The 13,684-nt window shown below is 40.0% G+C and carries 10 protein-coding genes; 8 read left to right on the top strand and 2 right to left on the bottom strand.

Translation table 11 applies throughout. The features are described from left to right. Positions 1-32 precede the first annotated feature (32 nt). The 7 genes from fabZ (at position 33) to ileS (ending at position 9,858) form a co-directional block, all read left to right on the top strand. Positions 33-521: a 3-hydroxyacyl-ACP dehydratase FabZ gene (gene fabZ / locus BN2458_RS09320; RefSeq protein WP_034327863.1), complete on the top strand. Its 489-nt coding sequence runs from the start codon at positions 33-35 to the stop codon at positions 519-521. A gap of 15 nt (positions 522-536) precedes the next feature. After that, positions 537-1,319, top strand: coding sequence for an acyl-ACP--UDP-N-acetylglucosamine O-acyltransferase (gene lpxA, locus BN2458_RS09315; protein WP_034327861.1), 783 nt, complete (start codon positions 537-539; stop codon positions 1,317-1,319). Continuing rightward, positions 1,312-2,565 (top strand): ATP-dependent protease ATP-binding subunit ClpX, encoded by a 1,254-nt coding sequence (gene clpX / locus BN2458_RS09310; protein WP_034327859.1) that lies wholly within the window; start codon positions 1,312-1,314, stop codon positions 2,563-2,565. Before lpxA ends, clpX begins: the two co-directional genes overlap by 8 nt. An 85-nt stretch (positions 2,566-2,650) precedes the next feature. Next, positions 2,651-3,685, top strand: coding sequence for a rod shape-determining protein (locus tag BN2458_RS09305; RefSeq protein WP_034327857.1), 1,035 nt, complete (start codon positions 2,651-2,653; stop codon positions 3,683-3,685). Positions 3,686-3,697: 12 nt separating this feature from the next. Continuing rightward, positions 3,698-4,525 (top strand): rod shape-determining protein MreC, encoded by an 828-nt coding sequence (mreC, locus tag BN2458_RS09300; protein ID WP_058122098.1) that lies wholly within the window; start codon positions 3,698-3,700, stop codon positions 4,523-4,525. A 15-nt stretch (positions 4,526-4,540) separates the two neighbouring features. Beyond that, positions 4,541-6,823, top strand: coding sequence for a hypothetical protein (locus BN2458_RS09295; protein ID WP_058122097.1), 2,283 nt, complete (start codon positions 4,541-4,543; stop codon positions 6,821-6,823). Between the two features lie 242 nt (positions 6,824-7,065). Then, positions 7,066-9,858: an isoleucine--tRNA ligase gene (gene ileS / locus BN2458_RS09290; RefSeq protein WP_034325417.1), complete on the top strand. Its 2,793-nt coding sequence runs from the start codon at positions 7,066-7,068 to the stop codon at positions 9,856-9,858. A gap of 121 nt (positions 9,859-9,979) precedes the next feature. Here the strand turns inward: ileS and BN2458_RS09285 are convergent, their stop codons facing one another. After that, on the bottom strand, positions 9,980-10,177 hold the full coding sequence (locus BN2458_RS09285; protein ID WP_034325416.1) for a hypothetical protein: 198 nt from the start codon (positions 10,175-10,177) through the stop codon (positions 9,980-9,982). A 194-nt stretch (positions 10,178-10,371) separates the two neighbouring features. On the opposite strand from BN2458_RS09285, the gene BN2458_RS09280 reads away from it, so the two are divergent. Continuing rightward, the gene (locus tag BN2458_RS09280) at positions 10,372-12,576 is read left to right on the top strand and encodes an NADP-dependent isocitrate dehydrogenase (RefSeq protein WP_034325415.1); all 2,205 of its coding nucleotides are present in this window, start codon (positions 10,372-10,374) and stop codon (positions 12,574-12,576) included. Positions 12,577-13,332: 756 nt separating this feature from the next. On the opposite strand, the gene BN2458_RS09270 is transcribed toward BN2458_RS09280, so the two are convergent. Continuing rightward, positions 13,333-13,665, bottom strand: a complete 333-nt coding sequence (locus BN2458_RS09270) for a hypothetical protein (RefSeq protein ID WP_034325413.1) — start codon at positions 13,663-13,665, stop codon at positions 13,333-13,335. Between the last annotated feature and the right edge of the window lie 19 nt (positions 13,666-13,684).

The raw sequence follows: 13,684 nt of genomic DNA, 5'->3' as shown, positions 1-13,684 counted from the left end.
GTAGAATGCGACATTTGCTATAAGGAGTGTATATGCAAGATTTTGTTATGAATGTGGAGAAGATTCGCCAAATTTTACCTCATCGTTATCCTATGTTGCTTGTCGATAGGGTAATGGAGCTAAGGCGCAATACAAATGATAGTGAGCCAGATGGATATATCAAGGCATATAAAAATGTAACAATCAACGAAGAGGTGTTTTTGGGGCATTTTCCAAATAAGCCCATTTATCCGGGCGTTATGCAGATTGAGGGAATGGCACAGGCTGGAGGTTTGTTAGCATTTGTGAGTATGTTTGGCGATGATACTGCACAGGCAGAAAACAAGATTGTGTATTTTATGACTATTGATAATGTCAAATTTCGCATTCCTGTTATGCCGGGTGATAGGCTGGTGTATGAATTGAAAGTGCTTAAGCATAAAGGAAGCATATGGCAACTTGGGGCGCAAGCATTCGTTGATGATAAGCTTGTATCCGAAGCAGAACTAAAGGCGATGATTGCCGATGCAAAAGATTCTTAGAAATCGGGGGCTATTATGATAGGTAAAACAAGCATTATAAAAGAGGGTGCGCATATTGGTAAAAATGTGCGCATTGGCGAATTTTGTATTATTGGTAAAAATGTGCGCATTGGCGATGATTGTGTGATAGGTAATTATGTGCATATTAGTGGGCACACGACTTTGGGCAAGGGAAACAAAGTTTATAACAATGCCGCTGTGGGTGTGCCACCCCAAGATTTAAAATATGCCGGAGAGGATACGGAGCTTATTATCGGTGATGAGAATCTTATCCGCGAATTTACCACACTTAATCCGGGCACAGCAGGAGGAAGGAGAAAAACAACCATAGGTAATAGAAATCTGCTTATGGCATATGTGCATATTGCACACGACTGCATAATAGGGAATGATTGCATTTTGGCAAATAATGCTACACTTGCCGGACACGTGGAACTTGGAGACTTTGTAAATATCGGTGGCTTGACACCTATTCATCAATTCTGCAAAATTGGTGATGGTTGTATGATTGCCGGAGGAGCGGTGCTTACTCAAGATGCGCCACCATATTGTTTGCTAGAAGGTAATCGAGCCTATATTAGAGGGCTAAATAAACATCGTATGCGTAAGCTTTTTTCGCGTGAGGAAATCGATGAAATAAGCCGCGTGTATAAGATTCTATTTTCACATTCTGCACCGATTAGGGAATTAGCCCAAGCCCAGCTTGAATCTAGCCCTATTGACAGCATTCGCTATATTTGTGAGTTTATTCTTTCCTCCACGCGCGGCATTCCTCTTAAAGGAGCAAGTAATGAATAATGAGAAAAGATGTAGTTTTTGTAAGGTAGAGGAGAGCACCTACAATCCCTTTATATCCGGCGCACCGGGTGTGTATATTTGTAGAAATTGTGTTACTTATATACATAAAGCACTCACAGACTATTCGGCGCGAAGCGATGTCGAGGAGGAGAATCTTGATATAAAAGCTCCCTCACCCAAAGAACTTAAAGCAAAACTTGATGAATATGTGATAGGGCAAGATGCTGCAAAACGCGTGTTTTCAGTGGCTGTGTATAATCACTATAAGCGCATTATAAAGGATGAAGAGCAGATAAGTGAGGTTTTACGTGATGTGGAGATTTCTAAATCCAATATTTTGCTTATTGGTCCTACAGGCAGTGGCAAAACACTTATGGCGCAAACTTTAGCGCGGTTTTTGGATATTCCTATCGCTATTTCGGACGCAACAAGCCTCACAGAAGCCGGCTATGTGGGCGAGGATGTAGAAAATATTTTAACGCGTCTCCTTCAAGCAGCAAACGATGATGTAAAAAAGGCAGAGAAAGGTATAGTTTTTATTGATGAAATTGACAAAATCTCGCGCCTTTCTGAAAATCGCTCTATTACTCGCGATGTATCCGGCGAGGGTGTGCAGCAGGCATTGCTTAAAATTATTGAGGGAAGTGTGGTAAATATCCCCCCAAAAGGTGGTAGAAAGCACCCAAATCAAGATTTTGTGCAAATTGACACAAGCAATATACTCTTTGTGTGCGGTGGGGCATTTGATGGACTAAGCGATATTATTAAGAGGCGTTTGGGCGGCAATGTGCTCGGATTCCACGGAGAGAAAAAAGGCAAAAGCGAGGCAAATGCGTTGCTTGAGTTTGTTGAACCTGATGATTTGATAGCTTATGGACTTATTCCGGAACTCATTGGTCGATTGCATATGATTACTACATTGGCACCCATTGGCAAAGAGGCGATGATTGAGATTCTCACCGAACCTAAAAACGCGCTTATCAAGCAGTATCAAAAGATTTTTGAAATTGACAGAGCACATTTGCATTTTGAAAAAGGTGCAATTGAGGCTATTGCAGAGCTTGCCATTACGCGAAAAACAGGTGCTAGGGGGCTTAGGTCGATTATGGAAGAGGTGATGATTGATTTAATGTATGATTTGCCTGAACTTGAGGGTTATGATATTACGATTACAAAAGAGTGCATTACACAAAAGCAAAGCCCGATTCTTGTCAAAAAAAGAAAAAATACACAAAAAAGAGCTTAATTTAACATAAAACAAAGGTTTAGCAAAGGATTAGAATGTATAATTTGCAAATTTATTTTTGTCATTCTGCATTTAAGGAGCTTTTATGCTAATGGATAGAATCATTGGGACTTTTTCCAAAGATATTGCCATAGATTTAGGGACAGCAAATACTTTGGTATTAGTCAAGGGCGAGGGGATTATCATCAATGAGCCTTCTGTGGTAGCCGTTCAGGCTGATAGATTTAATACAGGCAGAATTTTAGCAGTAGGAAAAGAAGCTAAAGATATGCTAGGAAAAACGCCTGATGGTATTCAGGCTATCCGCCCATTAAAAGATGGCGTGATTGCAGATTTTGATATGACAGAAAAGATGATTCGCTATTTTATTGAGAAAGCCCATCAGCGCAAATCACTCATTCGTCCGCGCATTATGGTATGTGTGCCTTATGGACTTACAGGTGTAGAAAAAAAAGCAGTGAAAGAATCTGCTATGAGCGCAGGTGCTAGGGAGGTATTTCTCATTGAGGAGCCTATGGCAGCAGCCATTGGTGCAGGATTGCAGATTCAAGAATCTAGAGGCAATTTGGTCATTGATATCGGCGGAGGCACGACAGAAATTGGCGTTATCTCTTTGGGTGGATTGGTAATTAGCAAGTCTATTAAGATCGCCGGAGATAAGTTGGATGTAGCAATAGTGGACTATGTTCGTAAGAAATTTAACCTCCTTGTTGGTGAGCGCACAGGAGAGGAGATTAAAATTGAGATAGGATCTGCTTCACCTATGGAAAAGCCTCTTGTTATGCAGGTGCGCGGACGCGACCAAGTGAGTGGATTGCTTAATACCATCGAACTTACAAGCGAGGATGTACGTGAGGCGATGAAAGACCAGTTACGTGAGATTAGCAATGCTCTCAAGTCAGTTTTAGAATCTATGCCGCCAGATTTAGCGGGGGATATTGTCGAAAATGGGATTGTGCTAACTGGTGGTGGTGCGCTTATAAGGGGACTTGATAAGTATCTTTCTGATATTGTGCGTTTGCCAATCTATGTGGGCGAGGAACCACTACTATGTGTGGCAAAAGGCACAGGCAAGGCAATGGAAGATTTAAACTTGCTTAATCAACTTGCCTTTGATTGATTTGAGTGATATATGAGATACAAAATCCTTGTTTTCGGGATTGTTTTTTTTGTATCTGTATTAGTTGTAATGGAGCTAGACAAGTCTGTTCAAGCAAAGATTCTAGGCATTAGCGACTATATCAAGGTGTCTTTGTTAGATTCAAAAGAAAGCGTAATTGATATTTACGATAGGCATTTTAATCAAGCAGAGCGGATAGAGGAGCTTAATGCGAAGCTTGTCGATTATGATAAATTATTCCTTGAAAATCAAGCCTTGAAAAATGATATTACAAAATTGCGTAATGTCATCAATAAGGGTGGTATTGTGCAGGCGAGTAGCAATATTCATCACGCGCGTATCATTTCATTCACGACTTTGGGGAAACGTGATAGGGTATGGCTTGATACAAATCTTGCTGAATATCATCAAAATGACAATTTAGAAAATAAAATTTTTGGCATAGTAAAAGATAATGCTGCACTCGGCGTGGCAATCGTGCAAGATGGGCGAGTTGAAGGCTTTTTGAACGGCAATACAAATTGTAATTACGATGTTTATATTGGTGCAAGTAGAGCTATGGGCATCGTAACAGGCTCGTATAATGACAATTTGCTTGTGGAGTATGTATCCAACAGGAGTAAGATTCAAAAAGGGGATAGAGTTTTTACAAGTGGGCTTGATGGTATCTTTTTTGAAAATATACCTGTTGGTGTCGTGGAGAGTGTGCGCGAAAATTATGGCTATGTGAGTGTGGAAGTAAAGCCATATGTGAGTGTAAATGAGCTCTCTTATGTATGGATTATCGATAGAGAAGTTACCCCCCCCCCCCACAATGATGAGCAAGACACAGGAAGATAGTCAAGAAGCATACAAATGAATCAGCCAAGCGACACTATAGAATCTTTTTTACATATTTTCATACACTCATTACAAAAAAGTGTCTCGCAGGCGGATACAAGTGCGCTCATAAAGGAACTTTACAATATTAAAGCGAGTGATATAAATTTGCTTCAATCCACCCCGCAAGGCAAGAATCTAGTGCGAGAGTGCATTAGGACTATGAGGGATAAAATATACGAGCTGCTTTGTGCGGGGCATATATGTGGCGTGGAGTATCTCTATATTTTGCTTTTTGTTTCGCGCACAGATTCAGAATCTAGCTTAAAATCTACTAAACAATCTACTCTAGAAACTACTACATCAAACAAAGCAGTATATCAAGCTACAAATGAAGCTCAAAGTCATATATTTTCACCAGAAACCATAGAGATTGACTCGCGCTTTGAAGTCTTTGTAAAACTCGCACAAGAAAGCCTTTTTATGCAGAGAAATAGCGATGTAGAAAATGTGCTTTTCATCGAGCTCTATATTATTGCAAAGGCGTTAATGAATATGCGTGATTTTACCCAGCTCGTGTGCGAGTATATTACGCTCATTATGCTCGTGGATATTAATATCCCTGTGAGTCTCGCACATACGCAATTTATAGTGGAATCTTTTGAGAAACTAGGCGTAGATATGCCCACACTCCTTAGTGCGCTCAAAGCTCAGCAGGATAAACAAGCCTACTTTAACTATCCAGCCCTTGCAAGACGCAGTATTTTGAATTGGCAGCTGCATTGTTTTTGGAATGTTTCACATTTTTTTAATCATAATGCGTGGCTCGAGCTGTATCCGCTGTGGCAGGACTTGTTTTATACATTGCTTCAAAAAGGTGATGTGGAGAGCATAGATGAGGCAATGTATATGCAGTTTTTCATCTATCATATGTGCGGGAATAATTTTCATCACCAAGCGCAATGGCGTAGGTTTTGTGAGGAAATTGACAAAGTAGCATCTCAAGCATATGAGGCTTTTGCTAAAACTTGCGGTGTTTATGGCGTTGGCAATAGAGCCACACACACAGCAAATGGCAAGATTTGTATCGCCTTTTTGCGCGATAGGCTTGTGCCAAACTCTCCCTACAAAGTCGAATATAGCCTTTTGCATAATCTCTACAATGATGAGGCATTCAAAGCACAATATGAAGTCAAAATCTACACGATGAAGTTGCTTGAAAAGAGTGATGATGACAAACAAGTAATTGCTGCGTATGAAGGGCTTGGCATAGAGGTGGTAGATGTCGTCTCACCTTTTAATGCGAAAGGATTCTATAATTCCCATTTGCAAAAAGCCCTTGCACTTAAAGACGCGCTCCACCGCGATAATGTTTCTATACTCATCAGCCCAAATAATGGCTATGGCATAAGCGATTTTCTTCTCGCCACGCGCAGTGCGCCACTGCAAATTTACTATTCTCACGGCAATTTTGTATATGATTTATCTTGTGTTGATGCGCGAATGACACATATTTGTCAAGGTAATCGCCACATTACGCACGAGGGCTTTGATTTTTATGGTGTGCCTGTGAAAATGCAGGAAAGATTCTATAATCCCCCGCTAGATGCCAAATCTCAAGAGAAAATTCACTCTATACGCACAGGATTCCCAAAAAATGTCATTGTGCTTGGCACGATTGGGCGGTTGATGAAGCTTCACTCGCAGGAATATTGGGAGTGTGTGGTCGAAGTTATGCGCTCCTTTCCGCAGACTATCTATCTCGCGTGTGGGGGGGGCAATAGCGCACTCATTAGTGAGTGTATAGAAAAAGTGTGTGCTATCTCTGGTGATGGCGAGGAGATTTTAAGGCGGGTGCATTTTGCGGGATATGTAGATAGTGGCATTTATGGACATATCATTGATATATGGCTTGATAGCTTTCCGCTCGAGCAAGGCGAAAGTCGCATAGAATATGCCGCAAAGGGTGGTTTAAGTCTTGTGATGAGTAAGGAGAGTAAAGAGGAGCGCTTACAACGTTTAGAGCAGAACCTAGCGCGGTGGATAAATATCCCTAATCGCGATGGCACAGCGAAAATGCAGGAGCAATACGATGAGGCATACACTATATTAGCAGAATCTTATCTGTCTTTTATGGCGTTTTCTAAAGAGGAGTATATATGCAAGGCTTGTGCTTTAGCGGGGTTATTTGCAGAGAAAAGGACAGACGAGATAGAATCCTTAAGGTGCACTAGCGCATTTGGTAGGGCTGTGGGTGATGAGATAAAGGAATATGAGGGTGTAAATGCTTTTAAAGAGATAATGGCTTTGAATCCTTGATTAAATGGGAGATTTAGCCTCGTATTATCGCTTGAGGGATTTATAAGTTTTTAAAGTAGCTCGTTGTTGCACTTGCATATTTTTGTCCTCTTTAATAAAAAACAAAAAATGGGAAAGTGTTTTTTGTTTAGGTTTAATACGATAATAAAAGGTGCAACTTAGAGAAACTAAGGCGTATTTAAAAGCATTTTTCTGCTACAATCGCGTTTTTGTTTGCGCAATCTATACACGGAGCTTAAGCTATGGACTATAAAGACACTTTGATTTTACCTGATACTTCTTTTCCAATGAGAGGCAATCTCCCAGTTAATGAGCCACAAACTTATGCAAAATGGCGTGATGAGGGGCTTTATTCTCGCCTAAGAAATACTCACAACACAAATGCTAAAAGTTTTTATCTCCACGATGGACCCCCGTATGCAAATGGGCATTTACATATAGGACACGCACTCAATAAGATTCTCAAAGATATTATTGTGAAATATCATTATTTTAAGGGTGAAAATATCCGCTACACGCCCGGCTGGGATTGCCACGGACTACCTATTGAACAACAAGTAGAACAAAAAATTGGCAAAGCAAAAAAAGATAGTTTAGAGAAAACAAAATTACGAGAACTCTGCCGCAATCACGCTCAAAAATTTATACAAATTCAATCAAGTGAATTTCAGGCATTAGGGGTTATAGGGGATTTTGAGAATCCTTACCAAACAATGGATTTTGCATTTGAAGCACAAATTTATCGCACTCTTATCGCACTTGTTAAAGAAGGACTTTTGGCGGAGAGATTTAAGCCTATTTATTGGAGCTGGGCTTGTGAATCTGCCCTCGCTGAAGCCGAAGTAGAATACCAAGACAAGCAATCAGATTCTGTATTTGTCGCTTTTAGTTTAGATACAAATGCGCTTCAAAAGCTTGGTGCAAAAGAGGCAAAGCCTATCATTTGGACAACCACACCTTGGACGCTTCCAGCAAATGTTGCTTTGGCTTTAAATCCTACCGAATCCTATGTGCTTACAAATGATTATTTCATTGTGGCACAAACCTTACATCAAAAACTTGTAGAAAATCTCGGCATAGGTAGAGATGTATTGCGCACCTTGAGTGCTAAGGGGCTAGAGGGTTTAGGAGCGATAAATCCGCTTAATGGGAGAAAATCGCTTATCATTTTGGGTGAGCACGTGGGTGTGAGCGATGGCACGGGGATTGTGCATACTGCGCCCGGACACGGCGAAGATGATTACTATGTGGGGTTAAAATATAATCTGCCTGTGATTATGCCCGTTGATGATAGAGGGAATTTTAGCCCTCTTATAGAATCTATGAATCTTGTGCCTAAAGAATATGTGAATGAGTTTGTGGGCAAGAATATTTTTGATACACATAAGAGTATTTTTGAGATTCTAGGAGAAGCACTTTTGAAAAAAGATGTAATTACGCATAGCTATCCGCATTGTTGGCGTTCTCATAAGCCTGTGATTTATCGTGCGACTACGCAGTGGTTTATTTTGCTTGATAAGCCTTTTTATGAGGGGAAAACTTTGCGTGAAGTTGCCCTTAATGCACTTGAAGGTGTGAGATTCTATCCTGCAAATGGTAAAAATAGAATCTGCTCGATGATTGAAAATCGCCCTGATTGGTGTATATCTCGGCAGAGAGATTGGGGTGTGCCTATCGCATTTTTGCTTGATAAAGAGAGTGGTATTGCGTTGCTTGATGAGGCAGTGCTTGAACATATTGCTTGTATTTTTGAAAAAGAGGGTTGTGATGCGTGGTGGAGCTATGAGATAAAAGACCTTTTGCCACCAAGCCATAAGCATTTGGCAGATAATCTCACAAAGAGCAAACATATACTTGATGTGTGGTTTGATAGCGGAAGCACTTGGAGTGCTGTGCTTGAGAATCCGTATAGGCTGAAAGGAAATGATTATGATGCAGGCTCTCACCCTGCAGATATGTATCTTGAGGGAAGCGACCAGCATAGAGGGTGGTTTCAAAGCTCGCTTTTGCTTTCTTGCGCGATAGCCAAAAAAGCACCATTTAAGGAGATACTAACACACGGCTTTACCTTTGATAGAAATGGTGAGAAAATGAGTAAATCTAAGGGAAATGTGATAGCCCCGAGTGAGATTATTAAGACTCAAGGCAGCGAGATTTTGCGCTTATGGGTGGCACTTAGTCATTATCAGAGCGACCAAAATATTAGCGATGAGATTCTCAAACAAGTGGGTGAGCAATATCGTAAAATCCGCAATACGATACGATTTTTGCTTGCAAATGCTGCGAATAATCCACAAGATTTGGTTATGCGTGATGAGTTAGGTGAGATTGATAGGTGGATTCTTGGTGAATGCGATAGGGTATTTGATGAGGCATATTCGTATTTTGATGAATATGAGTTTGCCAAAGCTTTTCAAGGAGTGATGAACTTTCTCACAAATGAGTTAAGTGGTGTGTATTTAGATTTATGTAAAGATATTTTATATTGTGATAGTGCCAATTCTCTCCGCCGCCGCTCGATTCAAAGTGCAATGGTTATGATTTTAAGGAGGCTTTTACATTTTATAGCTCCTGTGCTTACATATACCGCAGATGAGGCATTTAATCACGCAAGTAATGCGATTAAAGCAGGTTGCAAGGATATTTTTATGTTAGAGAGGAGCACCTGCAAGGAGAGCTATAATCTCGCCACAAACATAGATTTCGCCTATTTGTTGCGCGTGAGGGAGAAATTTGGCGAGACGCTTGATAGCCTGAAAAAGCAGAAGATTCTAAAATCCTCGCTCGAGGTGCTTTTGCAAGTGCCACAGGATATAGAGCTACTTGATAGGTGGCTTATCGTCTCTGGGACACAAAAGGCAGTGCAAAATGGCGAGGAATTGGCGCGATTTGAACTTGCAGGTAATGAATTTGTGCTGTATAGGGCGCAGAAGGGTAAGTGCGAGAGATGTTGGCAATTTGTTGTAGAAAATCAAGCAGATTCTAAAGAGAGTGCATTATGTGAGCGATGCGCGGAAGTGGTGAGGGATTTATAGATTTGGCTTTGCCTCAATATGATGGGAGACTAGTAAATTCATAGATAGACAAAGTAGTGTTTTGCAAAGATTCTTCTATTTTTTCTACATAGGGGTTGGGGGGTAAAGAGATTTTTGTTTTCTATGGTCCATACAAAGTTGGTGCAAAGTCTCCTTTTGATGTGCCTGTGTTGGCATTGCTTTCAAACTGCCGCTTAAAGTCTTCTTGTCTTGCAAAGCCATGCCACGCTCTTTTTGAATCTTCGCTTGCTAAAAATTCCATAAAGCTAGAGCAGCCACATAGACTTATTAAGCTGTATATGATGAGAATATAGCGCATAGTTTGTCCTAGTTTAATCTAGGCTGATTCTATCTAAATAGCGTGAATATAGCAAGTAGCCACGAAATAGAAATGTTTTGCTACCTATCTGCCAAGTTGGACGATAAAAGTTTAAAGAATTTTTATCTATTGCCTTAAAGAAAATCAAATTTGCTATACTTTAAGCATTACCATTTTACATTAAAGGATAGCTTATGAAAATTACTTACACCCTTACAGATGAGTCTCCAGCTCTTGCAACCTACTCTTTTTTGCCTATTGTCAAAGCGTTTTTAGCACACGCAAATATTGAGGTAGCAACTTCAGATATTTCGCTCTCTGCTAGAATCTTGGCACAATTCCCTGAGCGACTTAAAAAAGACCAGCAAGTGGAAGATGCCCTCACGCTTTTAGGTGAGCTTGTAAAAGAGCCAAGCGCAAATCTCATCAAAACACCTAATATTTCTGCCTCAATTCCCCAACTCAAAGCGGCAATTAAAGAATTGCAAGGCAAAGGCTATGATGTGCCAAACTTCCCTGATGAGCCACAAAATGACGAGCAAAAAGCCATTAAAGAAAAATATCAAAAAGTGCTCGGCTCGGCTGTGAATCCTGTGCTTAGACAAGGCAATTCCGACCGCCGCAGCACAAACGCGGTGAAATCCTATGCGCAGAAAAATCCCTATCGTGTCGTGCCTTTTAGCAAGGACTGCAAAAGTCTTGTGAGCTATATGCGTGATGGCGATTTTTTTGATAATGAAAAAGCGGTTCTTATTGAATCTCCCACAACTGCTAAGATTATCTTTAAAGATTCTAGCGGGGAGAAGGTGCTAAAAGAGGGCTTGAAGCTTGAACAAAATGAGATTTTGGACGCGACATTTATGGATGTGGCAAAGCTTAGCGCATTTTATGAAGAGCAGATAGCAAATTGCAAAAGGGACAATATCCTTTTCTCACTGCATTTAAAAGCTACGATGATGAAAGTAAGCGACCCTGTGCTTTTTGGCTATGCGGTTAAGGCTTATTTTAAAGAAATTTTTGAATCTTTTGGCGATGAGCTTACAAAGCTTGGCGTGAATGCAAACAATGGCGTGAGTGAGCTTCTAAGCAAGATAGAATCTAGCCCGAAAAAGGCGGAGATTTTAGCTAAATATAATGAGATTTTAGAAAAAAGCGCAAAAATTTCTATGGTAAATTCCGACAAGGGCATTACGAATTTGCATATTCCTAGCGATGTTATCGTTGATGCTTCTATGCCTGCAATGCTCAAAAATGGCGCAAGATTGTGGGATAAAAATGGAGATGAATGCGATGCGAATGCTGTGATTCCGGATAAGACTTATGCGACAATTTATGAGGCTGTAATTGAGGATTTGCGCAAAAATGGCACACTTGAGCCTACAAAGCTAGGGAGTGTAAGCAATGTCGGGCTTATGGCAAAAAAGGCGCAAGAATATGGCTCACACGATAAAACTTTCATAGCTCCAAATGATGGCGAATTTGTAATTGTAGATGCTGCAGGAAAAGTGCTTCTCTCTCACAAGGTGCGTAAAAATAACATCTATCGTGCAAATCAAGCAAAATTTGATGCGGTGCAAAATTGGATTGATTTAGGCATTGAACGCGCTGATATTACGGGTGATAAGGCGATTTTCTGGCTAGATGAAAAAAGAGCAAGCAATAAAATTATGATTGATTTGGTGCAAAAGAGACTAAAAGAAAAGGGCAAAAACATAGAGATTCTAGCACCAAAAGAGGCGTGTTTAGAATCTTTGCGCCTTATAAGAGCGGGTAAAAATGCGATTTCTATTACAGGCAATGTATTGCGAGATTATCTTACTGACTTGTTCCCTATTTTGGAGCTTGGTACAAGTGCGAAAATGCTTTCTGTCGTGCCTATGCTTAATGGTGGTGCGATGTTTGAAACAGGTGCGGGCGGAAGTGCGCCAAAGCAAGTAGAACAACTCGTAGATGAAAACCACTTGCGCTGGGATAGCTTGGGCGAGTTTTTAGCACTTCAAGCAAGTTTAGAGTTCTACTCACAAAAGCAAAATAGTGCCAAGGCAAAAGTTCTAGCGGACGCGCTTGATAGCGCGATTGGCGAGTGGCTTAATAACAATAAAGCTCCTTCGCGCAAAGTCGGCGAAGATGACAACCGCACAAGCCATTTCTATTTAGCGATGTATTTTACAAGAGCTTTAGCAAATCAAGGCGCAGATTCTAGCGTTGCTGCATTTTTTAAACCAATCGCAGATGAGCTAGAATCTAAGCAAGATTCTATCCGTGCTGAATTTAATGGCGCGCAAGGTGCGAAAGTGGATTTAGGCGGGTATTATAAATTTGATGATAATAAAGCAAATGCGATTATGCGCCCAAGCAAAAGCTTTAATGCGATAATAGAGCAAATCGCAAGGGGTTAGCCACCCCTTAAATAGTAAAGTTCTTATGAGCTAAAGAGATAAGTTAGAATCGTTACGCTTATAGCTAGTTTTAGATTCTAAACTCTCTTTGATATGAGCTTTAGTGATAGTAAAGGAGAGATGAGACATAAGGAATACTTTATGTTAGGGTGTATATAGAAAGTATAGGCAAGAATACCATAGCACTCCTCATCTTTTAATATAATTCTCGCCAAAAGGTGCAAGATACTCTAATTCACTTGTACGGATATAGCCCTCATAGAGTTTAAGTGTAGAGGGAGATTCTAAAAAGGTCACTAAAATAGCACAAAGTAATGCAGCAATATATTTTAAAATTTTACTTTAAGATTAAAAGGTAATAATATATTGCACAAGATGAAGTATATAAAAATTATTACACGAATTTTGATATATTTATATGCTACAAACAATAAAGCTAAATAAAGACAAGTTAAAATGCTCTCATATGCAAAAACATACTTTTGGATACATTTAGTTCTGTTTGTAGCAATCCCCATAAATTATCATTAAAAATGAGAGTTATATCACTGATAGCACAAAAACACAAATTAGCACACGATAAGCAAATAGCAAAGAATCTCCATTGAGGTTTAAACATAAAAATTAATAAAGGCACAAAAATTAAAGAAGCCCAAAGAATCACCGCATTATCAATCATCGCTTGGCTTCACATTGTTTTATCATATTAAAGTGAGTGTAGGAATATGTGTTTCATTTTTTATCCTTTGTATTTTTCTAAGCCTTAATATCAAGCAAATGGGTATTATCTGCGCTATAAATGGGGGTTTCGTCCTCTACAAAGGATTCCGCAGTGTTTTGAGAATCTTGCTCTTTTTCCTTTTGCTTTTCTTCAAACTCACGTTTCTTGCTCTCATCTTTTTCGGGGTCGACAGCCTCCACTTGCGGTGCTGGAGAGACTTCTTGCACAGCCTTTAATTTATCTACAAATTCTTGCATATTTGCATTGAGCGCAAAATCCACCTTTTGCATATTATTTGCGTGCTGAATCGAGCCAAGCTGGGAATTTTGGTTGATATAAGTAACATTTCCAATAGGGCTTAGTGCCATTTTTCCTCCTTCTATGCTC

Origin of the sequence: Helicobacter typhlonius (assembly GCF_001460635.1) — a bacterium.
In the GTDB taxonomy this organism is placed as follows: domain Bacteria; phylum Campylobacterota; class Campylobacteria; order Campylobacterales; family Helicobacteraceae; genus Helicobacter_C; species Helicobacter_C typhlonius.
This window is presented reverse-complemented; position numbering and strand designations above follow the sequence as displayed.

Coding starts and splice junctions, on each gene's coding strand:
- fabZ (WP_034327863.1), top strand. CDS start 33: ATGCAAGATTTTGTTATGAATGTGGAGAAGATTCGCCAAATTTTACCT.
- BN2458_RS09270 (WP_034325413.1), bottom strand. CDS start 13,665: ATGGCACTAAGCCCTATTGGAAATGTTACTTATATCAACCAAAATTCC.
- BN2458_RS09305 (WP_034327857.1), top strand. CDS start 2,651: ATGCTAATGGATAGAATCATTGGGACTTTTTCCAAAGATATTGCCATA.
- BN2458_RS09280 (WP_034325415.1), top strand. CDS start 10,372: ATGAAAATTACTTACACCCTTACAGATGAGTCTCCAGCTCTTGCAACC.
- ileS (WP_034325417.1), top strand. CDS start 7,066: ATGGACTATAAAGACACTTTGATTTTACCTGATACTTCTTTTCCAATG.
- BN2458_RS09285 (WP_034325416.1), bottom strand. CDS start 10,177: ATGCGCTATATTCTCATCATATACAGCTTAATAAGTCTATGTGGCTGC.
- mreC (WP_058122098.1), top strand. CDS start 3,698: ATGAGATACAAAATCCTTGTTTTCGGGATTGTTTTTTTTGTATCTGTA.
- BN2458_RS09295 (WP_058122097.1), top strand. CDS start 4,541: ATGAATCAGCCAAGCGACACTATAGAATCTTTTTTACATATTTTCATA.
- lpxA (WP_034327861.1), top strand. CDS start 537: ATGATAGGTAAAACAAGCATTATAAAAGAGGGTGCGCATATTGGTAAA.
- clpX (WP_034327859.1), top strand. CDS start 1,312: ATGAATAATGAGAAAAGATGTAGTTTTTGTAAGGTAGAGGAGAGCACC.